The organism is Pseudophaeobacter sp. 1A16562, from assembly GCF_041008785.1.
GTDB classification, from domain to species: domain Bacteria; phylum Pseudomonadota; class Alphaproteobacteria; order Rhodobacterales; family Rhodobacteraceae; genus Phycobacter; species Phycobacter gallaeciensis_A.
On the sequence record NZ_JAXGFT010000003.1, the window covers coordinates 135,669 to 156,298 of the forward strand.

At 61.4% G+C, this 20,630-nt stretch carries 16 protein-coding genes; 8 read left to right on the top strand and 8 right to left on the bottom strand.

All coding sequences use genetic code 11. The features are described from left to right. The first annotated feature begins 53 nt into the window (after window positions 1–53). The 5 genes from SM764_RS05095 (at window position 54) to SM764_RS05115 (ending at window position 7,071) form a co-directional block, all read left to right on the top strand. The gene (locus SM764_RS05095) at window positions 54–1,448 is read left to right on the top strand and encodes an aspartate aminotransferase family protein (protein ID WP_065272160.1); all 1,395 of its coding nucleotides are present in this window, start codon (window positions 54–56) and stop codon (window positions 1,446–1,448) included. Window positions 1,449–1,795: 347 nt separating this feature from the next. Then, window positions 1,796–2,896 carry an ABC transporter ATP-binding protein gene (locus tag SM764_RS05100; protein WP_274829392.1) on the top strand — a complete coding sequence of 367 codons (1,101 nt, stop codon included), beginning with the start codon at window positions 1,796–1,798 and terminating at the stop codon, window positions 2,894–2,896. 84 nt (window positions 2,897–2,980) lie between these two features. Then, window positions 2,981–4,081, top strand: a complete 1,101-nt coding sequence (locus SM764_RS05105; protein WP_065272162.1) for an extracellular solute-binding protein — start codon at window positions 2,981–2,983, stop codon at window positions 4,079–4,081. Between the two features lie 129 nt (window positions 4,082–4,210). Then, the gene (locus SM764_RS05110) at window positions 4,211–5,890 is read left to right on the top strand and encodes an ABC transporter permease (protein WP_369001189.1); all 1,680 of its coding nucleotides are present in this window, start codon (window positions 4,211–4,213) and stop codon (window positions 5,888–5,890) included. Window positions 5,891–5,895: 5 nt separating this feature from the next. Next, a complete protein-coding gene (locus SM764_RS05115; protein WP_065272164.1) occupies window positions 5,896–7,071 on the top strand; it encodes an ABC transporter permease in 1,176 nt (391 codons plus the stop codon). A 78-nt stretch (window positions 7,072–7,149) separates the two neighbouring features. Here the strand turns inward: SM764_RS05115 and SM764_RS05120 are convergent, their stop codons facing one another. The 5 genes from SM764_RS05120 to dapE form a co-directional block, all read right to left on the bottom strand. Then, a complete protein-coding gene (locus SM764_RS05120; RefSeq protein WP_369001190.1) occupies window positions 7,150–8,496 on the bottom strand; it encodes a lytic murein transglycosylase in 1,347 nt (448 codons plus the stop codon). Between the two features lie 131 nt (window positions 8,497–8,627). Beyond that, entirely contained in the window at window positions 8,628–10,913 is a 2,286-nt protein-coding gene (gene rnr, locus SM764_RS05125; protein WP_274831674.1) for a ribonuclease R, read from the bottom strand. 50 nt (window positions 10,914–10,963) lie between these two features. Next, a complete protein-coding gene (locus SM764_RS05130; protein ID WP_369001191.1) occupies window positions 10,964–11,584 on the bottom strand; it encodes a TIGR04282 family arsenosugar biosynthesis glycosyltransferase in 621 nt (206 codons plus the stop codon). A 1-nt stretch (window position 11,585) separates the two neighbouring features. Next, window positions 11,586–12,011, bottom strand: coding sequence for a GNAT family N-acetyltransferase (locus tag SM764_RS05135; RefSeq protein ID WP_369001192.1), 426 nt, complete (start codon window positions 12,009–12,011; stop codon window positions 11,586–11,588). Continuing rightward, the gene (gene dapE / locus SM764_RS05140) at window positions 12,008–13,153 is read right to left on the bottom strand and encodes a succinyl-diaminopimelate desuccinylase (protein WP_369001193.1); all 1,146 of its coding nucleotides are present in this window, start codon (window positions 13,151–13,153) and stop codon (window positions 12,008–12,010) included. The genes SM764_RS05135 and dapE overlap by 4 nt, the downstream gene beginning before the upstream one ends. A gap of 364 nt (window positions 13,154–13,517) precedes the next feature. Here dapE and SM764_RS05145 point away from each other — a divergent pair, with 364 nt between their 5' ends. Then, window positions 13,518–15,089, top strand: a complete 1,572-nt coding sequence (locus tag SM764_RS05145) for a Hint domain-containing protein (RefSeq protein WP_369001194.1) — start codon at window positions 13,518–13,520, stop codon at window positions 15,087–15,089. 168 nt (window positions 15,090–15,257) lie between these two features. Continuing rightward, entirely contained in the window at window positions 15,258–16,286 is a 1,029-nt protein-coding gene (locus SM764_RS05150; protein WP_369001317.1) for a transporter substrate-binding domain-containing protein, read from the top strand. A 21-nt stretch (window positions 16,287–16,307) separates the two neighbouring features. Here SM764_RS05150 and SM764_RS05155 read toward each other — a convergent pair whose 3' ends face one another. Beyond that, window positions 16,308–16,655, bottom strand: coding sequence for a DUF8846 family protein (locus tag SM764_RS05155; RefSeq protein WP_065273666.1), 348 nt, complete (start codon window positions 16,653–16,655; stop codon window positions 16,308–16,310). A 186-nt stretch (window positions 16,656–16,841) separates the two neighbouring features. Between SM764_RS05155 and SM764_RS05160 the strand changes: the two genes are divergently transcribed. Further along, complete coding sequence (locus SM764_RS05160) at window positions 16,842–18,413, top strand: choice-of-anchor L domain-containing protein (RefSeq protein ID WP_369001195.1); 1,572 nt, start codon at window positions 16,842–16,844, stop codon at window positions 18,411–18,413. Window positions 18,414–18,428: 15 nt separating this feature from the next. Here SM764_RS05160 and hutC read toward each other — a convergent pair whose 3' ends face one another. Together hutC and SM764_RS05170 are read right to left on the bottom strand one after the other, a co-directional pair. Then, entirely contained in the window at window positions 18,429–19,130 is a 702-nt protein-coding gene (gene hutC, locus SM764_RS05165) for a histidine utilization transcriptional repressor HutC (protein WP_369001196.1), read from the bottom strand. A 77-nt stretch (window positions 19,131–19,207) separates the two neighbouring features. Further along, complete coding sequence (locus SM764_RS05170; RefSeq protein WP_369001197.1) at window positions 19,208–20,575, bottom strand: formimidoylglutamate deiminase; 1,368 nt, start codon at window positions 20,573–20,575, stop codon at window positions 19,208–19,210. Window positions 20,576–20,630 lie beyond the last annotated feature (55 nt).

Here is a 20,630-nt window from a genome sequence, read left to right on the forward strand (position 1 = left end):
CGTGAAATTTGATCATATTCTGGGGCCAATCTCTTATTTTTGGAGCGACTCCCATGAATGCGATCACCAACCACATGCCGACGGCCGAATTGCAGGCCCTGGACGCCGCGCACCACATGCACCCCTTCACCGCCAATGGTGAACTGGCGGAAAAAGGCGCCCGGATCATCACCCGCGCGAGCGGCGTCACGCTGACCGATAGTGAAGGCAACGAGATCCTCGACGCGATGGCGGGCCTGTGGTGCGTCAACATCGGCTATGGCCGTGACGAGCTGGCCGATGTCGCCGCCCGTCAGATGCGCGAGCTGCCTTATTACAATACCTTCTTCCAGACCTCGCATGTGCCGGTCATCGCTCTGGCCAACAAGATTGCGGAACTGGCGCCCGGTGATCTGAACCATGTATTCTTTGCCGGGTCGGGATCTGAGGCGAATGACACCAACATCCGCATGGTGCGTCACTACTGGGCGCTGAAGGGCAAACCGACCAAATCCATCATCATCAGCCGCAAGAACGCCTATCACGGCTCTTCGGTTGGCAGCGGCAGCCTGGGCGGGATGTCGGCGATGCATGAACAGGGCGGCCTGCCGATCCCGGATATCCACCATATCAACCAACCGCATTGGTGGGCCGAGGGTGGTGACACCTCCCCCGAAGAGTTCGGCCTGCAGCGCGCGCAGGAACTGGAAGAGGCGATTCTGGAACTGGGCGAAGACCGCGTTGCAGCCTTTATCGCCGAACCAGTTCAGGGTGCGGGCGGCGTTATTGTGCCGCCGGAAACCTACTGGCCGGAAATTCAGCGCATCTGCGATAAATACGAGATCCTGCTGATCGCGGATGAGGTGATCTGTGGCTTTGGCCGCACCGGCAACTGGTTCGGCAGCCAGACCATGGGCATCCGCCCGGACATCATGACCATCGCCAAGGGGCTGAGCTCGGGCTATGCGCCGATCGGCGGCTCGGTGGTGTCGGATGAGGTCGCCGCCGTGATCGCGAGCGACGAATTCAACCACGGCTACACCTATTCCGGGCACCCGGTGTCCTCGGCAGTGGCGCTGGAAAACCTGCGCATTCTCGAAGAGGAAAACGTGGTTGGTCACGTGCAGGATGTGGCTGCGCCTTATCTGAAAGAGAAGTGGGAGGCGCTGATTGATCACCCGCTGGTGGGGGAGGCCAAGATCGTTGGTATGATGGGCTCAATCGCGCTGACACCGAATAAAGAAGCGCGGGCTGCCTTTGCTGCACCTGCCGGAACGGTGGGCTATATCTGCCGCGAACGGTGCTTTGCCAATAATTTGATCATGCGCCATGTGGGCGACCGGATGATTATCTCTCCTCCGCTGGTCATGACCCCGGCCGAGATCGATACCCTGATCGAACGAGCCCGCCTGTCGCTGGACGAATGCTATGCCGCACTGAAAGAGCAAGACCTGCTGCACAGCGCCTGAACTTAAGCGCAAACACCGAATTTCGGCAGGAAAGCGGTGTTTGGCATGCATTATTTGCCTGAAAAACAGGCCCTGCGCCGGAATCAAAGGATCTTCCCGGCGCAGGGCCTTTTCTTGCACATTTTCGTGAATGGGAGCCCGTGGCAGAGGATTCTCCTGTATGATCATTTAAAATATGCCGCAAATTCTGCTTTTGCGGTCGCAATCGGTCCGATCCGCTGAAAGCTAGTCCCTAAGCTAGTTTCAAGCACTGAAAGGACGATCCGGTTGCATCCACCATGGTGGGTATGTTTACATCAGTGCAACGAGTGCAGACCAAACTGCCAAATTAACACGGGGAGCCTGTTTTGGCTGATGCGTCAAACAGTGATGCGTTCGTTGAATTCGAACGTGTCCAAAAGAGTTATGATGGCGAAACGCTCGTCGTCAAAGACCTTAACCTGGTGATGCCTAAAGGTGAGTTTCTGACAATGCTTGGGCCGTCTGGCTCTGGCAAGACAACTTGCCTTATGATGCTTGCCGGATTTGAAACCGCCACCCACGGGGATATCCGTCTGGGCGGTGTTTCGATCAACAACATTCCGCCGCACAAGCGTGGCATCGGCATGGTGTTCCAGAACTATGCGCTGTTCCCGCATATGACCATTGCCGAGAACCTCAGCTTTCCGCTGGAAGTCCGCAAGATGGGCAAGTCCGAGCGTGAAGAGAAGGTCAAGCGCGCGCTGGACATGGTGGAAATGGGCGCCTTTGGCGGCCGCCGCCCTGCGCAGCTTTCGGGTGGTCAGCAGCAGCGGGTCGCTCTGGCACGCGCGCTCGTGTTCGAACCCGAACTGGTTCTGATGGACGAACCGCTGGGCGCGTTGGACAAGCAACTGCGCGAAAAGATGCAGTTCGAGATCACCGATCTTGCCCACCGTCTGGGCATTACCGTGGTCTATGTGACCCACGACCAGACCGAAGCGCTGACCATGTCGGACCGCGTTGCTGTGTTCGACGATGGCCGTATTCAGCAGCTGGCGCCGCCGGATCAGCTTTATGAAGAGCCGGAAAACAGCTTCGTCGCGCAGTTCATCGGTGAGAACAACACCCTTGAAGGCACCGTGAAAGAGATCAACAACGGTCTTGCTCTGGTGCAGCTGGATGGTGGCGAATTGATTGACTGTAAGCCGATCAACGTGTCCCAGCCCGGCGAGCGCACCCGCGTTTCCATCCGCCCCGAGCGGGTCGAATACAACAAGGAACGCCTGCAGGAAGGCGCCCACACCCTGAAGGCCGAAGTGCTGGAATTCATCTACATGGGTGACATCTTCCGTACCCGTCTGCGGGTGGCGGGAAATGACGAATTCATTATCAAGACACGGAACGCACCGGACCAGGTTCGCCTGAAGCCGGGCCAGCAGATTGAAATCGGCTGGCTGCCCGAAGACTGCCGCGCGCTGGACGCCTGACGACGGCGCGCGCTTTGAAACCCCCGGCGGCCAAGTGACCGGGGGATCACAGTTAAATTCAAGATCAACAAGGAGAGAGTGTTTATGAAACTCACCAAACTGACAGCCCTTGCCGCCACGACGGCGCTCTGCGCGCCGATGGCGTTCGCAGAAATGGCAGACGAGATGACCATCGTGTCCTGGGGTGGCGCATATTCGAACTCCCAGCTGAAGGCTTATCACGAGCCCTATGCTGAAAAGACCGGCGTCAAAATCATCAACGACGAAAGCTCGGCCGAAGCGGTTGCAAAGCTGCGCGCGATGAACGAAGCGGGCAACGTGACCTGGGACGTGGTTGACGTGGTTGCTGCGGACGCGATGCGTCTGTGCGACGAAGGTCTGGCGATGGAAATCGACGCGGACGAGCAACTGGCTGCCGCACCCGATGGCACCCCGGCCTCCGAAGACTTCGGCGAACTGCTGGTCTCCGACTGCTTCATCCCGCAGATCGTTTACTCGACCACCTTCGGCTACCGCACCGACATGGTTGGCGATACGCCTCCGGATGACATCTGCGACGTCTTCGACCTGGAAGCCTATCCGGGCAAGCGCGCGCTGGAAAAGCGTCCGATCAACAACATGGAATGGGCTCTGCTCTGCGACGGCGTTGCAAAGGACGAAGTCTATGACGTGCTGGAGACCGAAGAAGGTCAAGAGCAGGCCCTGGCCAAGCTCGACACCATCAAGGACAGCGTGATCTGGTGGTCTGCTGGCGCCGACACTCCGCAGCTGCTGGCTGACGGCGAAGTCGTGATGGGCTCCACCTACAACGGTCGCCTGTTCTCGGTCATTGAAGAGCAGAAGCAGCCCGTCGCCATGATGTGGGACGCGCAGGTGTTCGACCTGGACGGCTGGATCATTCCGGCAGGTCTGTCCGACGAGCGTAAAGCACGCGCGCTGGACTACATCATGTTCGCAACCGACACCCAGCGTCTGGCGGACCAGGCCAAGTACATCTCCTACGGTCCGGCCCGTGCGTCCTCCGCTCCGCTGGTTGGCAAGCACGCCGAACTGGGCATCGACATGGCGCCGCACATGCCGACCGATCCCGCAAACGCTAAGAACACGTTCCTCTACAACTACGAGTTCTGGGCTGACTACCGCGACGACATCGACGCCAAATTCCAGGCGTGGCTGGCCAAGTAAGCCGGTCTGATGATCTAGCCAGAGAGCGCCCGGCGCTCTCTGGCACCCACTCTTCGTATCAGGTCGCATCTGAACGACCGGAAGAGCAAAACCCGCGGGCGACACAGCGGGCAAAACACAGGGATAGATATGAGCGACACCACCCAATCCGGCCCGGTTCTGGCGGCTGACGGCACGCCATTGAAGCGCAGCCTGGCCCGCGCCCTGAGAATGCAAAAGATGCGTGCGCTGATGCTGATCGCACCGCTTCTGCTCTTCATCCTTCTGACCTTCATTCTCCCGATCGGCGACATGCTGTTCCGCTCGGTCGAGAACCGGATCGTTTCGGACACGCTTCCCAAGACCGTGGTCACCCTTGCCGACTGGGACGCCAAAAGCGGTGAAGCCCCCGGCGACGCGGTATATGAAGAGCTATATTACGATCTATTTGTGGCGGCAGAGGCCAAGGAGCATACCAAGCTCGGCACCCGCCTGAACTATGAACAGACCGGTATTTCCTCCCTGTTCCGCAGCAGCGGCCGCAAGGTTGATGACATCGGCAAGGACCACGTCAAAGCCATCGAACGCGCTGCCGATCGCGCCCTCAAGGATGAGGCGCTCTGGTTCGAAATCATGACCGGCGGCAGTGGCGCGGCGGGCAATTCCGATCTGCTGACCGCACAGCGCGAAAAGATGCGCAATCTCACGGATGAGGTTTTCCCGGCCGATATCGGCTTTGTGCCCGGCGCCGAGATTTCCGAACTCTTCCCGCGCATGGCGACCGCCTATACCGATTTCGCGCTGTTCACGGCGATCATCGATCAGGATGTCGTGGCCGAAGAAGATCCCTGGGAAAGCGTTTTCGTGGCCTTTGCCACCGAAGTGCAGGCCCCCGGTGGCGCAGAAAAACTGGCCAGCTACAGCGGCCCCGGCGCGGCTGAATTGCAGGCCGCAGGCGCAGCACTGGCCGAGCTGGAGCCGATTTCCTTCAAGGCAGCCTTCCTCGACATCGACGAAGACTGGGGCGACGTCGACAACTGGCGCACGATCCAGACCTACAGCCCGAAATATACCAGCGGCTATTTCCTGAACTCCATCGACATGCAGAAAGGCCCGGATGGCGCCGAAGCGCGTCCCGAGAACCAGCAGATCTATATCACGCTGCTCAAGCGTACGATGTTCATGTCTCTGGTGATCACGGGTTCCTGTATTCTGCTAGGGTACCCGGTGGCCTGGATCCTTGCGAACCTGCCGACACGCTCGGCCAACTTGCTGATGATCCTGGTGCTGCTGCCTTTCTGGACCTCGCTTCTGGTGCGGACATCGGCGTGGAAGGTGATGCTGCAGCAACAGGGCGTCATCAACGACGTGCTGGTCTGGCTGGGGCTTGTGGCGGATGACGCCCGGCTGGTGATGATCAACAACCAGTTCGGTACCATCGTGGCGATGACCCACATCCTGCTGCCCTTCATGATCCTGCCGATGTATTCGGTGATGCAGACGATCAACCCGTCCTACCTGCGCGCGGCCAAATCGCTTGGCGCGACCAACTGGACCGCGTTCTGGCGGGTCTATTTCCCGCAGTCGGTGCCCGGTATCGGCGCGGGGTCGATCCTCGTCTTCATTCTGGCCATCGGCTACTACATCACCCCGGAAATCGTCGGCGGCACCAAGGGTGTCTTCATCTCGAACCGGATCGCCTATCACATCTCGTCTTCGCTGAACTGGGGCCTCGCGGCTGCTCTTGGCGCGATCCTTCTGGTCGTCGTTCTGGTGCTCTACTGGGCCTATGACAAGATCGTCGGCATCGACAACGTGAAACTGGGATAATCGACATGGCATTGACTCCTGTTACAAATCAAACCCCCGGTTTCACCGCTGCAGTGGCAGCCGGCGCCGGAGCCTTCTTTGGTCTCTTCGTGGGCACCGCTCAGGCCACTGGCCTGATCGGGATCCTTGTCGGCGGCGCCATCCTGGGCGTACTTGGATTTGTCTTTGCGGGTATGACCGACAAGGAAAAACCGCTGCGCTGGGCGACCTTTGCGCTGTTCCTGGTGCTGGGCTACCTGTTCGGCGGACTGCCCGCCGCGGTGGTGGGCGGCTTGTTCGGCTGGTTCGCGGGCTGGTTCATCTTCTGGCTGGCGACCTCGCGCTACCGGGCGCATCTGCCGCCCTATCTGACCCCCGGTCAGGTGCTGTGGCATTACAGTTTCCGGGTGATCTGCGGCGTTATCTTCGTCTTCCTGATCACGCCGATCCTTGTGGTGATGCCGCTCAGCTTCAATGCCGAGAACTTCTTCACCTTCACCCCGGAAATGCTGCGCTTTGATCCGGCTGGCTATTCGTTGAAGCACTACAAGGACTTCTTCAGCAATGACGACTGGCAGCAGGCGCTGTGGAACTCGATCAAGATCGCGCCGATGGCGACAATCCTGTCGGTCAGCTTCGGCACCCTGGCGGCGATTGGTCTGAGCCAGCCGCACGTGCCCTTCCGTCGTGCGATCATGGCGATCCTGATCTCTCCGATGATCGTGCCGCTGATCATTTCGGCTGCGGGCATGTATTTCTTCTATAGCCGCATCGGGATGCAGGGCACCTACTTCGGCGTGGTTCTGGCCCACGCGGCGCTTGGCATTCCCTTCGTGATCATCACCGTGACCGCGACACTGGTCGGCTTTGACCGTTCGCTGACCCGCGCTGCGGCGAACATGGGCGCCGATCCGGTGACCACCTTCTTCCGGGTTCAGATGCCGCTGATCCTGCCTGGTGTGATCTCCGGTGGTCTCTTTGCCTTCATCACCTCCTTTGACGAGGTCGTCGTGGTGCTCTTTGTCGGCTCGGCCGGTCAGAAGACGCTGCCGTGGCAGATGTTCACAGGCCTGCGCGAACAGATCTCGCCCACCATTCTGGCGGTTGCGACCATCCTTGTGGGGATTTCGATCTGCCTGCTGACGGTGCTGGAACTGCTGCGTCGCCGCTCCGAGCGTCTGCGCGGCATGAGCCCAGGCTGATACACCACAGAACGCTGATATAAAGAAGGCCCCGCAGAGGATGCGGGGCCTTTTCTTTTGCTCGTCGTGAGGTGTGGCTCAGCGCAGGCGGCGCAGCAGTTTGAGCGAGGCATAACCATCCGGGATCAGACCTTTGGAGGCCTGATAGCTGCGGATCGCGGCCAGCGTCTTGGGGCCAATCTTCCCATCGACGCCACCAGTGTTGAAACCGGCCCGCGACAGGCGCTGCTGCAGCTCCTTGCGTTCCCGGAAATTCAAGGAGCGGTCGCCGCGCGGCCATTTCGCCTGGATCGCCGGTCCGCCTGCGATGCGGTCGGACAGGTGCCCCACCCCAATCACATAGGCATCGGCAGCGTTATAGCGCTCGATGACCGAGAAATTCTTGAAGATCATGAAGGCGGCGCCATTCCCGCCGGCGGGCAGCAGGATCGAGGCCGTGCCATGGTTGGGAACGGCGCGCCCGTTGGTTCCAACGACACCCAGCCGGGCCCATTCCGCGGGGGATTTCTTCACCGACCGGCTGGCCAGACCATAGTTGAACCCCCGCGGTAGCTGCACTTCGACGCCCCAGGGCTGGCCTTTGACCCAGCCGAACCGCTTCAGATAAGCGGCGGTCGAGGCCAGCGCATCAGAGGGGTCTTCCGACCAGATGTCGCGTTTGCCGTCGCCAGTGAAATCCACAGCATAGGCCAGATAAGAGGTCGGAATGAACTGGGTGTGCCCCATGGCCCCGGCCCAGCTGCCGGTCATCTTGCGCGGGGCGACGTCGCCCGATTGCAGGATCTTCAGCGCCGCGATCAGCTGCTTTTCAAAGAACCGCCCGCGGCGTCCGTCATAGGCCAGCGTCGCCAGCGATTGAATGACGTTCATATTGCCGCGGTGGTTGCCATAGTTGCTTTCCATGCCCCAGACGGCGACCACGACCTCCTTGTCGACGCCATAGGTGGCTTCGATCCGGTTCAGCCGCCGCCGCTGTTCACGCAGGGCCTTTTTGCCGTTCTTGACCCGGGAGTCCGAGACGGCGCTGTCTAGGTATTCCCAGATCGTCTTGGTGAACTCGGACTGGTTACGGTCGCGGCGAATGACGTCGTTGTCATACTCCACCCCGCGAAAGGCGCGGTTCAGGGTCGAAGAGGAGATCCCCTGTGCCATGGCACGGCGCCGGAAACCGTTGATCCAGGCCTGAAAGCCACTGTTGGCGGCGACCGGCACCACCTGATCGTCCTGAACGATGTCTGGTGCCAGCCCACTGGGGCGGCTCAAGGGGCGCAACGAGATCGCCGCCGCCAGCTGGTAAGAGCCGTCGGGCGCCGTGGCGCCCCGTTCGACCGGGCGCTCAGGGGGGCGCAGGGATTCGTCGGGTCCGGCCTGTGCTGCAACTGCGCCGGTCGCGGCAAGGGCTGCCGCCTTCATCCAGATCCGCATGGGAATACTACCTTGGTTCAGTGTCTGCTCAGCTTGAATGTAATCATTGCAGGTCCATCGCAAAAGGGTGCAATCGGCAGGCGCGCAAGGCGCCGCCGAACCGGCGTAGCAAGCCGGATCTATTGGCTGTTTTACTTGCGGCGTTTGCGTTCGACCTTGCGCTTGGTCTTGGCGGCCTTGTGTTTGGATTTTGCCGCCTTGCGTTTGACGGTGCGGCCCGCCGGGCTGCGTCGTCCGCGCCCACTGCCACCTTTGGGCAGGGCCTGATCCTCGATCGACAACAGCTCCAGCTCCAAACCGCCGGTGACCGGCGCGGCCTGTGTCAGCCTGACGGTGACGCGCTGACCGATGGCAAGCGTGAGACCGGTATCGGCCCCCATCAGCGTCCCGGCATCAGCATCGAAATGGAAGAACTCGCGTCCGATAGTGCGCACGGGCACCAGCCCGTCGGCATGGGTTTCATCCAGTTTCACGAAGGCGCCGAACCGGGCAATGCCGCTGATCCGGCCGGTAAATTCATTGCCGACCCGTTCCGACAGGTAGGCCGCCAGATAGCGGTCCGTGGTGTCACGTTCCGCGATCATCGAGCGGCGCTCGGTCTCGGAAATATGAGTAGCGGTGTCGTCCAGCCGCTCGATTTCATCGGGGGTGAGGCCATCCTTGCCATTGTCCGGCCCCCAGCCATGGGCGGTAATCAGCGCCCGGTGCACGATCAGATCCGCATAGCGCCGGATGGGGGATGTGAAATGCGCGTAGTTGCGAAGGGCCAGCCCGAAATGGCCAAAGTTTTCAGGGTTGTAATAGGCCTGTTGCATCGACCGCAGGGTCGAGATATTGATCAGCTCTGCATCGTCCGTGCCCGCAGCGGCATTCAGCAGCGCATTCAGATGCCGGGTTTGCAGCACCTGTCCCTTGGCGAGGTTCAGACCCGCCGCCTGCGCTGTTTCGCGCAGCGCTTCCAGCTTCTCCGGCGCCGGTTCTTCGTGGACGCGGAACACCAGCGGTGTGCGTTTCTTGATCAGGGTCTCTGCGGCGGCAACATTGGCAAGCACCATGAATTCCTCGATCAGCCGGTGCGCCTCCAGCCGGTCACGGAAATTGACCGAGGCAACCTGTCCGTCGTCATCCAGCACGATGCGCCGTTCCGGCAGGTCCAGATCCAGCGGCTGACGCGCGGCGCGGGCCTTGGTCAGGGCGCGATAGGCGGCATAAAGCGGTTTGATCACGTCCTCGAGCAGGGGCGCGGTCTTCTCGCTCGGGCGCCCGTCCATGGCGTCCTGCACTTCTTGATAGCTAAGCGCGGCGCTGGAGTTTATCAGCGCCCGCATGAAGCGATGGCCGATCTTGTTGCCCTCGGCGTCGACCTGCATCCGCACCACCACAGAGGCGCGCGGCACGTTTTCATGCAGCGAGCACAGATCGCCTGACAGCCGGTCCGGCAGCATCGGCACCACGCGGTCGGGGAAATAGCTGGAGTTGCCCCGTTTGCGCGCCTCGCGGTCCAATGCGGAGCCGGGCCGTACATAGGCGGCCACATCGGCAATCGCGACCCAGATCACATGGCCGCCGGGGTTCTTGGGATCGGTGTCGGCCTCGGCGAAACAGGCATCGTCGCGGTCCCGCGCATCCACCGGGTCGATGGTGATCAGCGGCAGGTCGCGAAGGTCTTCGCGTCCTTTCAGGCCAATGGGTTTGGCGGCGTCCGCCTCGGCCATCACCTGATCGGGGAATTGGTCAGGAATGCCGTGCTGGTGGATCGCGATCAGCGATACCGCCTTGGGCGCCGATGGGTCGCCCAGACGTTCGACGACGCGCGCGCGCGGCAGGCCCAGACGAGTCTTGGGACCGGCCTGTTCGGCCTCGACCAGCTCACCATCCTTGGCGCCGCCCGTTGCATCCGGCGCCACGCTCCATTCGGTCGAGCTGGATTTGTCGATCGGAACGATCCGGCCCCCTTCGGCACCGGTGCGAAAGACGCCAAGCACCCGTTTGGGGTTGGTACCGATACGGCGGATCAGCCGGGCTTCGTAATTGTGATCCGCGCCTTTGACGGCGGTCAGCCGGGCCAGGATCCGGTCGCCTTCCCCCAATGCGGGATCCGAGGCGCGCGGCATCAGCAGGATAATGGGTTCCACCCCTTCGCCGTGCCATTCCATCGGGCGGCCAAACAGATCGCCGTCCCGGTCCGGACGTTTGACCGTCAGGATGGTGACGGGCGGCAATTGTTCTGGATCGCGGTAGGTTTTCCTGCGCTTCTCCAGGTGCCCTTCGGCCTCCAGTTCCTTCAATACGCGCTTGAGGTCGATACGGTCAGCCCCCTTGATGCCAAAGGCCTTGGCAATGTCGCGTTTCGAGTTCTGGGTCGGGTGGGCGGAAATCCAGTCGAGGATTTCGGCCTTGGAGGGGATACGGGTCATATCTCCCGCGTATCATGACCCGAAGACAAGGTCATGATGAAAAGAGCGGGTCAGCTGCGGCTTTGGCGCAGATCTGCTGCCGTGTCCACGTCGTTCAGGATGTCTGTTTGCGCAATGCGCCATCCCGGAAGCGTCGCGACAGAATCGGCCAGCGCGTGCTCGCTGGACCAGCGCACGTTCTGAAACAGTGTTTGCGGCAGGCGGGCCGGGTGTTTTGCTCCGACCAGCCAGTAGCCGCCATCGGTGGCTGGGCCGAACACCGCATCCGAGTGCCCCAGCGCGGCAAAGGCACGGGCGATATGGGCGCGGGTGATGCCGGGAATGTCGGCGCCGATCAGGCAGACAGGACCGTGCACCGGGGCGCGGCCCAGCCTATCGACCGGGACAGAGGACGCCGCCTTGAGCATCCGCTTCATGCGCTGTCCCAGATCGCCGCCGCCCTGCGCCAGACGCGGCAGATCAGCGGGCCAGACGCGGGAGGTGACGGCCCGGTCCGGGGCCACCGCCAGAACGATCTGCCAACGTGGATCGCGCAAGGATCGGATCAATCGGGCCGATTGATGCCGGAACCACCAGGTGGCGGGGATCACGCCGATCCCCTGTCCCAGCCGCGTTTTGACCCGACCCGGGCGCGGTTCCTTGATCATGATGACAAGGTTTTGGCGTTTCATCTTAGTTCAGGTCCAGAACCATATCACGGTGGTCGATCCCGGCGTCATCATAGACGGGGCCGGTGGCTGTGAAGCCCAGCTTTTCATAAAAGCCGAGGGCGTGCAGCTGGGCGCCCAGCTTGGCGCGGGACATACCGGGTGTCTGGCGGGCGATCTCCACCGCCTTTTCGATCAGCGCCTTGCCCAGACCGGTTCCGCGGCCCGCCTGTGTGACGCAAACCCGCCCGATCTTGGCGGTGTCACCGGCAAAGACGATGCGGGCGGTGCCGATGGGCTGTCCATCCTGCGTAGCCAGAAGATGGGTTGCCACATCATCCAGCGCGTCGATCTCTTCCTTGACAGGCACGCCCTGTTCCGTGACGAAAACGTCGAACCGCAGGCGAAAACAGGCCTCGCGGTCCTCGGTGACCGCAATCTGCGCCGTCATGCGAAATAGTCTTTCAGGATGCGGGAATAGATGGCTTTCAGCTGGTGAATTTGGGCTATTTCGACGTTTTCATCCACCTGATGCATGGTCTTGCCCACGAGGCCGAACTCCACCACCGGGCAGTGCGATTTGACAAAGCGCGCGTCCGAGGTGCCGCCTGTGGTGGACAACTCTGGCGTGACGCCGGTTTCCGCCGCCACTGCGGTTGAGACCAGATCGGAGAGCGCGCCCGGCGGCGTGATGAAGCTTTCGCCCGAGATTTTGACCTGCATGTCGATGGTGGTGCCGAACTCGGCTTCGACTTTGTCGGCTTCTGCCCGCAGCCATTCCGTCAGGCTGGCGCCGCTGTGGGCATCGTTGAAGCGGATGTTCACGGTGGCGCGGCTTAGCGCCGGGATCACGTTGGTCGCCGGGTTGCCGGTGTCGATGGTGACAACCGCGAGCGTAGAGGCGTCGAAATGCTCGGTGCCCTGATCCAGCTCGTGACTGGCGAGACGGTCCATCAGCCGCGCCATGGCGTTGAGCGGATTATTGGCCCGGTGCGGATAGGCGGAGTGGCCCTGTTTGCCGGTCACGGTGAACCATGCCGACAGCGATCCGCGGCGCCCGATCTTGATCATCTCGCCCATGGTATTGGGGCAGGTGGGCTCTCCTACCAGGCAGACCGACATGGCCTCCCCCTGTTCCTGCATATAGTCCAGCAGCGCGGTGGTGCCGTCCAGCGCATCGCCTTCTTCATCGCCGGTGATGGTCAGGATGACGGCGCCGTCGGGCGGGGTGGTCTGCACAAAATCGATGGCAGCAGCGGCAAAGGCGGCAACGCCCGATTTCATGTCGGTGGCGCCCCGGCCATAAAGGATGCCGTCTTTTTCCTCGGCGCCAAAAGGATCGACGGTCCAGGCTGCTTCATCGCCCACGGGCACCACATCGGTGTGACCGTTGAAGCCAAAGGTGCGGGCGTGGCCTTTTGCACCCCAGCGGGCAAACAGGTTGCTGATCCCGCCGCGGTCTGCCCGGGCGCAGTCAAAGCCTGCTGCGCTTAGAATCTGTTCCAGCAACTCCAGCGCGCCGCCCTCTTCAGGGGTGACCGACGGGCAGCGGATCAGATCGGCGGTCAGGCGGGCGGGATCGGTCGGGGACATGCGGTGGGCTCCTGAAATTCCGGTTTGTCATGGCCTAGCGTGGATTCCGGCAAGGTGCAAACCGCCAGAAGGTCGCCAAGGGGGCAGGTTATGGGGCTGTGAAGGGGCGGAGAGGGGGCGAAACGTGGCGCAAAAAAGGTCATTTTGTGTACCCCCTTCAGAGGCGGGGACAGGCAAAAAGAATCGTGTTAATAATCCATTAACCAAGAAGGCCTGAGGCAGGTCACCAACGCGCAGTACAGGTCCATGTGGCCACTGCATCCCGGAAAACAGGACCCGGAAGGGTCTTTACCCCGCATGGCGCCGAAAAGGCGTTTCAATGCGCCGGATGGTCTGTCTCATCGTTATGAGTGAGGGCAGGGCAATGGTGGCAGCGTCTGAACTGAACTACAATCTGGCGGCGTCTGCCGATCAGATGGCGGAAGAGATCTTTGGCACCGGCGTCACGGTGGTCAGCGCGAGCTATTCCGGTGACAGTCGTTCCTCTGCAATCTACTCGGGCGGCGATACAATAGCCCCCGGTGCAACGCCGGGCGATACGGGGGTGATCCTGTCGACGGGCCGCGCGGATGACTACACCAATTCCAGCGGCGAGGCGAACCAGCGGGCCAACCAGTCCACCAATACCAGCGGTGAGAACGACAACGCCGACTTTAATGCGGCTGCTGGCGCGCGGACCTATGATGCCTCCTATCTGGATGTAAGTTTCATTCCGGATGGCGAAGTGATGACGATGCAGTTCATCTTTTCGTCCGAGGAATTTCCAGAATACCAGGATTCGATCTATCAAGACTCGGTCTCGGTCTGGATCAATGGCGAACAGGTACAGTTGGAGGTGGGTAGCGACACCGCCAACCCGGACACTGTCAGTTCTACCAACAATCAGAACCTCTATCTCGACAATACCGGCGATGCCTATAACACCGAAATGGACGGGCTGACGCTCACCATGACGCTGACGATGGTGGTCAACCCGGATGAGGTGAACACCCTGCGCATCGGTATCGCCGATGTGGGCGACAACAAATACGACAGTAACCTTCTGATCGCTGGGGATTCGATCCAGACAGATCTGGTGGCGCAGACGGATCTGGCGCACGTGCAGGCCGACGGCAGCAAGACGATCGATGTGCTGGCCAACGATACAAATGTGTCGGGCAGCACGCTGACCATTACCCATCTGAATGGCGTCGCGGTCACAGCAGGATCGCTGGTGACGCTGAGCACTGGACAGACGGTCGAGCTGAACGGTGATGGCACGCTGACCTTGGTCGGGGATGGCGACGTGGAGGATTTCACCTTCACCTATACCGTCAGCAACGGGACCAATTCAGATACCGGGGTGGTGAATGCGACTTCGATCCCCTGCTTTGTGGCGGGCACGCTGATCCGCACCCCGCGCGGCGAAGTGCCGGTCGAGAGCCTGATGCCCGGGGATCTGGTCATGACCCGCGATGACGGGCCGCAACCGGTGCGCTGGACCGGATCGCGCCGGGTTGCCGGGACCGGGGAATTGGCACCGGTACGGATTGCTGCGGGCAGCTTTGGCGCGCACCGGACATTGTCCGTCTCTCCGCAGCACCGGGTGCTGGTGCGCGGCGCTGCGGCGGAACTCCTGTTTGGCGAACCCGAGGTTCTGGTGACGGCGCGGGATCTGATCAATGACAGAACGGTCCGGCCCTCTCCCTGCCGCGAGGTGGAGTATGTCCACCTGATGTTCGACCGCCATCAGGTGATCTATTCTGAGGACCTGCCCAGCGAAAGCTTCCTGCCCGGTCCGGAAACCCCGAACCTGTTCGAACGGAGGGTGCTGGATGAAATCTGCGCCCTGTTCCCCGAGTTGGACCCGGAAACCGGCACCGGCTATGGACCTGCGGCCCGGCGGGCCCTGTCCGGGGCTGAGGGGCGTTTGCTGTCGGCTATGCAGATCGGCTGAGCAAGTAGTCTGCCTCCTGTGCCGCGCCATTGGGCAGGGCAGAGCATGACCCGAGGGGAGCGCGCGGCATCACGCTTGCGTGATGCTATTATACCGCCTAAGACATTTCTGATTTCCTTAATATAGGGTCGTGATTTCGACGTGTCTTTCTTCCGTCTTCTTCTATTGATGATGTTTGCCCTCTGGGGACAGGTTAGCCTGGCCCAGATGCTGACGGTCAACACCGTGACGCGGCCGCCGTTTTCAATGGTGGAAAATGGGGGCGATACCGGATTCTCGATCGAGCTGGTGGAGGCGATGGCTGATCGCCTTGGCTGGCGCTATGAGATCAACCGGACCGAGACCTTTGCCGAGATGCTGGAGGGCGTGCGCAACGGCACGGTGGATATGGCTGCGGCCAATATCTCGATCACGGCGGCGCGCGAAACCGAAATGGATTTCAGCCAGCCAGTGTTCGAAAGCGGGCTGCAGATCATGGTGCATGCCGAGGACGTGCGGGCACCGTCGCTGTGGCGGGCCATGCTGTCCTGGGATCTGGCGATTGCCATCGGTCTGGCGTTCCTGCTGCTGTTCGGGGGTGGCATGCTGATGTGGACATTCGAACGCCGCGCCCAGCCCTATTTCGACCGACCGCTGAAAGATGCCTGGTTTCCGTCCTTCTGGTGGGCGCTGAATCTGGTGGTGAATGGCGGTTTTGAAGAGCGCGTTCCCCGCACCCCCATTGGTCGCCTGTTCGGGGTGCTGCTGGTGATTTCATCGCTGTTCGTGGTGTCGGTCTTTGTCGCAAAGATCACCACGGCGATGACGGTCGAGGCGATCACCGGCAAGGTGAATTCCGTCAATGACCTCTATGGGCAGCGGGTCGGCACCATCGAGGGTTCGACGGCGTCGGGTTTCCTGCAACGGCGGGATATCGATTTCTATGGCTACCCGGGACTGGAAGAGCTGATCGAAGCCTTCGAGGGGCGCAAGATCGACGCGGTGGTCTTTGACGCGCCGGTGCTGAATTACTACGTCACCCACGAAGGCGAGGCCCACGGGCGCACCATCGGGTCTGCTTTCCTGCGGGAGAATTACGGTCTTCTGTTCCCACAGGGCTCAGAACACACGGAAGAAGCCAACCGCGCGCTCTTGGCACTGCAAGAAGACGGCACTTATGATCAGCTTTATAAACGCTGGTTCGGCGGATCGAGGTGATCTGGACACCCGGGTACGCGTTCAGTGGATGGTGGGTTCTTCCCCGTCAAAGAACGGCGTCATCTGAGCGACGATAACGGCGTTCTCCGCCAGTGCGCGGTCCATCAACTCGCGCTCTTCCTCACCGATCTCGTGCCCTTCGGCTTCGCGCTCGGCCAGGGTGCCATATCCGGTCACATCCAGCGGCGCGGTGTCGGCCTGTTTCAGGATCGCCACCGTTTCACGCACGGCTTCGGCTTCATCCACGCCGGAGGCATAGACCATCAGCGCAGCGCCGGAGGCGCCATCGGGCAGGCCGTCGCCTTCTTTGCGGCCAATCTGAACCAGCAGCGTATAGACCTGCTGGCGGGAGGGTTTCTTCTTTTCCATGGCGCAGGCCATACGCGGGGCGCGCTGCGCGGTCAATCGTCTTAGAGCCTGCAGAAGTGGTCTGCGCGGTTGTCATTTGCGCTGGTTTACCGATCCTCAACTCCGGGTCTGCTAAGGGAGGCGGGGCCGGTTCTCACGCGCCGGGCCGATTTTCTGTTTTGCTCATGCTTTTTCAGGACCGATCTTATGCCCATTGCATCCGAGTTGCCCGTCGATACCTCAGCCTCTGCGGCGCAGATGGCGGATGCGATGTTCGGCAGCGGAATTACCGTTCTCAATGCCAGCTACACAGGCGCCAAAGACGCCTCAGGCATCTATTCGGATGGCGACACGGTTGCCTCTGAGGTCACCCCCTCGGACACCGGCGTGATCCTGTCGACTGGCAATGTGACGGATGTGACCAACAGCAGCGGTGACGTGAACACCAGCTCGCGGACCACGACGCGCCACGGAGAAGCGGGCGATTCCGACCTGACCGATCTGGCGGGTATGCAGACCTATGATGCGGCGGTGTTCGAGGCGAATTTTATTCCGGCGGGCTCGACGCTGACCATGCAGTTCGTGTTCTCCTCGGAAGAGTATTTGGAGTACGTCAACAAGGGGTTCAACGACGCGGTCGGGGTCTGGGTCAACGGCGAGCAGGCCGAGCTGACGATTGGCAGCGGTGACATTTCCATCGACAATATCAACGATGGGTCGAACCAGGATCTTTATGTCGACAACAACCAGCATGACGACACCTACAATACCGAAATGGATGGCTTCACCATCACGTTGACGCTGACCGCGCCGGTCAAGCCGGGGCAGGTGAACTCGATCAAGATCGGCATCGCGGATGCGGGTGATGATAAATACGATTCCAACCTGCTGATCGCTGGGGATTCCATCCAGACCGCGCTGGTGGCAGGGGATGACGCAATCACGCTGGATGAGGGCAGTTCGGACACGCTGGATGTGCTGGCCAATGACAGCCACACGCCCGGCACGACGCTGACCATCACCCATATCAACGGCCAGCCGGTGGTGGCGGGCAGCACCGTCACCCTGTCGGGCGGCCAGCGCATCACCCTGAATGACGATGGCACCTTTGACATTGCCGCGCAGGATGATGTCGACGATCCCGAGACCACGACTTTTACCTATACGGTTGCCGATGGGCTGGGGAATACCGACACGGGTCTGGTGAAAATGACCACGGTCCCCTGTTTCGTGGCCGGGACGTTGATTGATACCGCCGCGGGGCCGCAGCCGGTGGAGAAGCTGGAGCCGGGTACTCTGGTTCATACCCGTGATAATGGATTGCAGCCGCTGCGCTGGGTCGGCCGCAGCCACCGCCGCGCAGAGGGCGCCGATGCGCCGGTTGTCCTGGTCGCAGGCGCGCTGGGCGATCACGCTGCGCTAGAGCTGTCGCCCTGCCACCGGGTTCTTGTGTCCTCGGATCGGGCAGAGCTGTTGTTTGGTGCGCCGCAGGTTCTGGTCAAGGCCAAGGATCTGGTCAACGGCGACAGCATCCGCATGCGCCGTGATGGCGGCTCGGTGACCTATGTGCACCTGCTGTTTGACCGGCACGAGATCATCCGGGGCAACGGGTTGGAGAGCGAAAGCTATCATCCCGGCCTTGAAACCGCTGCCAGTTTCGATGGTGAAACGCGGGCCGAGATCCTGAACCTCATCGGCGGCGACTGGTCCGCCTACGGCCCTTCTGCCCGTCCGGCGCTGAAAGGATACGAAAGCCAGCTACTGCTGAAGGCTGGCTAAGGTTCAGGTGCGGGATCAGTACTGGGTGCGCATCCGGTAGCCCGGGTGAAAATGCATCCGGACAAAGGTCACCGGCTGCTCCTGAAACCAGGTTGCCCGTTCCATGAGGAACAGCGGCGTGCCCTCTTGCGTGCCAAGGAACCCGGCCAGCGCCGCATCCGCCGCCACCGAGGACAGGGTGATTTCAGCATTGGAAAAGGGGACCCGTGAAAGCAGCCATTCATTCGGCCCGGTCTGCGAAAAATCAGCCTCCGCGACATCCGGCACCGCGTCGATATTGATCCAGCGGTCCTCGAACTGAAAGGGGCTGTTGTCGGCGTAATGCATGCATTGCAGATGCAGGACCTCTGCCCCCGCCGTCAGCCCCATCTGCGAGGACAGCCACCCCGGCGCAGGCACGGCGGCACGTCTGACCAGCCGGTAGCGATACACCGCATTCATGTCTTCGACCTGCTGGCGGGTCACGGTGATTTCCAGCCGCGCCTGTTTCACCGGCGCGATGGCAACGCGCGTGCCGCTCTTGCGCTTGCGGTCGATGATGCCACGTTCGGCCAGTTCGCGCAGCGCGCGGTTCACCGTGGCGCGGGCGCAGCCGAATTCCTCGGACAACTCCTGTTCAGTGGGGAGTAGGGCACCCTGATCCCAAACCCGGTCCTGAATGCGGCGCAGCACCTCGTCCCGGATATCCTGAAAACTGGTTTTCTTTTGTGGCTGCACCGGCTGTCCTGCTGCTGGTTGTGGCGAAAGGGTCGATCCGTTCTCGGCGCCCGGGCGCGTTTTGTAAAGTCGCGCGGTCAGAGTGCGGCGCGCAAGGACTGCACTGTGTCGCGGAAGGCAGCCAAAATCTGCTCCCGGCCCACGTGGCGCCCTTGTTTCACCTGATGACGTCCGGCGCTCCAGACATCGGTGATGGCGCCGTCACCTGCGGCGAAGCACAGACCGTCCAGCAGTTGTCCGGGCGTCAGCGCACAGAGAGCAGGCAGAGAGGTGTCGACGGCAATAAGATCGGCCAGCGCCCCGGTTTCGATCTGTCCGGCGGCGCGGCCCAGCGCCTGCGCCCCGCCCCGGGCGGCGCCCAGATACAGGGTGTCACCGACGGATCCCGGTCCCGGGGTCATCACGTTGCGGGCCAGATCGCGCAAGCGCTGGGAATACTCCAGCTGGCGCAGTTCTTCGGGCAGGGCAATGCGGATATTGGAATCCGATCCGATCCCGAAGCGTCCGCCATGCGCCAGATACTCCGCCCCATTAAACGGGCCATCGCCCAGATTTGCTTCGGTGATCGGGCACAGCCCCGCGACCGCGCCTGATGTGGCCATCGTCCGCGTTTCCGCCTCGGTCATATGGGTGGCGTGGATCAGGCACCAGTCCTTGCCCACCGGCGCGTTGTTCAGCAGCCATTCGACAGGACGAGCGCCCAGCCAGTCTTGGATATCCTTCACCTCGGCGGGTTGTTCGGCGATATGGATATGGACCGGCGCGCCGTTTTGGATCTTCAGGACCTCTGCCAGGTCTTCGGGGCTGGTGGCGCGCAGGGAGTGCGGAGCGATGCCAACGCGGGTGTCGCCGGGCAGGTCTCGGTCAGCATTTCTGCGAACCTGCGCCACAAGATCGGTAAACCCGTCCACCGAATTGCCGAACCGCAATTGCCCACCTGTCAGAGGCTGCTGCCCAGCCCCGCCATAGGAATACAAAACCGGCAGATGCGTCAGGCCGATACCGGTCTCGCCAGCGGCGGCAAAGACCCGGTTGCTCAACTCCGCAGGGTCGTCATAGAGGGCGCCGCCGGGTTGGTGGTGGACATAGTGGAACTCACCCACGGCGGTGTACCCGGCCTCAAGCATCTCCATGAAAGTCAGCGCAGCGATGGCCTGATACTGCTCTGGGCTGAGGTGGTCGAGAAAGCGATACATCAGCTGCCGCCAGGTCCAGAAACTGTCCTGCCCGGCGGCGCGGTATTCGCTCATCCCCGCCATCGCCCGCTGAAAACTATGCGAGTGCAGGTTGGCCAGCCCCGGCAACAGTGTGTCGACGCAGGTATCCCCATCGCCGGGCGTCGCATTGGCGGTGATCTTTGCAATGGCTCCATTCTCAATCCTCAGCCGGACGTTCTGGACCCATCCCGATGGGGTGCGGGCCTGCCGTGCAAAAATTGTCTGCATTTGATTACCTTATGTATAGACATAATGTGAATATGCTCATATCAATCCTGCATCA

What these genes read in the sequence shown, in the direction of transcription:
- SM764_RS05105 (WP_065272162.1), top strand. Translation starts at nt 2,981, where the DNA reads ATGAAACTCACCAAACTGACAGCCCTTGCCGCCACGACGGCGCTCTGC.
- SM764_RS05115 (WP_065272164.1), top strand. Translation starts at nt 5,896, where the DNA reads ATGGCATTGACTCCTGTTACAAATCAAACCCCCGGTTTCACCGCTGCA.
- SM764_RS05110 (WP_369001189.1), top strand. Translation starts at nt 4,211, where the DNA reads ATGAGCGACACCACCCAATCCGGCCCGGTTCTGGCGGCTGACGGCACG.
- SM764_RS05135 (WP_369001192.1), bottom strand. Translation starts at nt 12,011, where the DNA reads ATGACGGCGCAGATTGCGGTCACCGAGGACCGCGAGGCCTGTTTTCGC.
- rnr (WP_274831674.1), bottom strand. Translation starts at nt 10,913, where the DNA reads ATGACCCGTATCCCCTCCAAGGCCGAAATCCTCGACTGGATTTCCGCC.
- SM764_RS05155 (WP_065273666.1), bottom strand. Translation starts at nt 16,655, where the DNA reads ATGGAAAAGAAGAAACCCTCCCGCCAGCAGGTCTATACGCTGCTGGTT.
- SM764_RS05120 (WP_369001190.1), bottom strand. Translation starts at nt 8,496, where the DNA reads ATGCGGATCTGGATGAAGGCGGCAGCCCTTGCCGCGACCGGCGCAGTT.
- dapE (WP_369001193.1), bottom strand. Translation starts at nt 13,153, where the DNA reads ATGTCCCCGACCGATCCCGCCCGCCTGACCGCCGATCTGATCCGCTGC.
- SM764_RS05170 (WP_369001197.1), bottom strand. Translation starts at nt 20,575, where the DNA reads ATGCAGACAATTTTTGCACGGCAGGCCCGCACCCCATCGGGATGGGTC.
- SM764_RS05150 (WP_369001317.1), top strand. Translation starts at nt 15,258, where the DNA reads ATGATGTTTGCCCTCTGGGGACAGGTTAGCCTGGCCCAGATGCTGACG.
- SM764_RS05130 (WP_369001191.1), bottom strand. Translation starts at nt 11,584, where the DNA reads ATGAAACGCCAAAACCTTGTCATCATGATCAAGGAACCGCGCCCGGGT.
- SM764_RS05160 (WP_369001195.1), top strand. Translation starts at nt 16,842, where the DNA reads ATGCCCATTGCATCCGAGTTGCCCGTCGATACCTCAGCCTCTGCGGCG.
- SM764_RS05095 (WP_065272160.1), top strand. Translation starts at nt 54, where the DNA reads ATGAATGCGATCACCAACCACATGCCGACGGCCGAATTGCAGGCCCTG.
- SM764_RS05145 (WP_369001194.1), top strand. Translation starts at nt 13,518, where the DNA reads ATGGTGGCAGCGTCTGAACTGAACTACAATCTGGCGGCGTCTGCCGAT.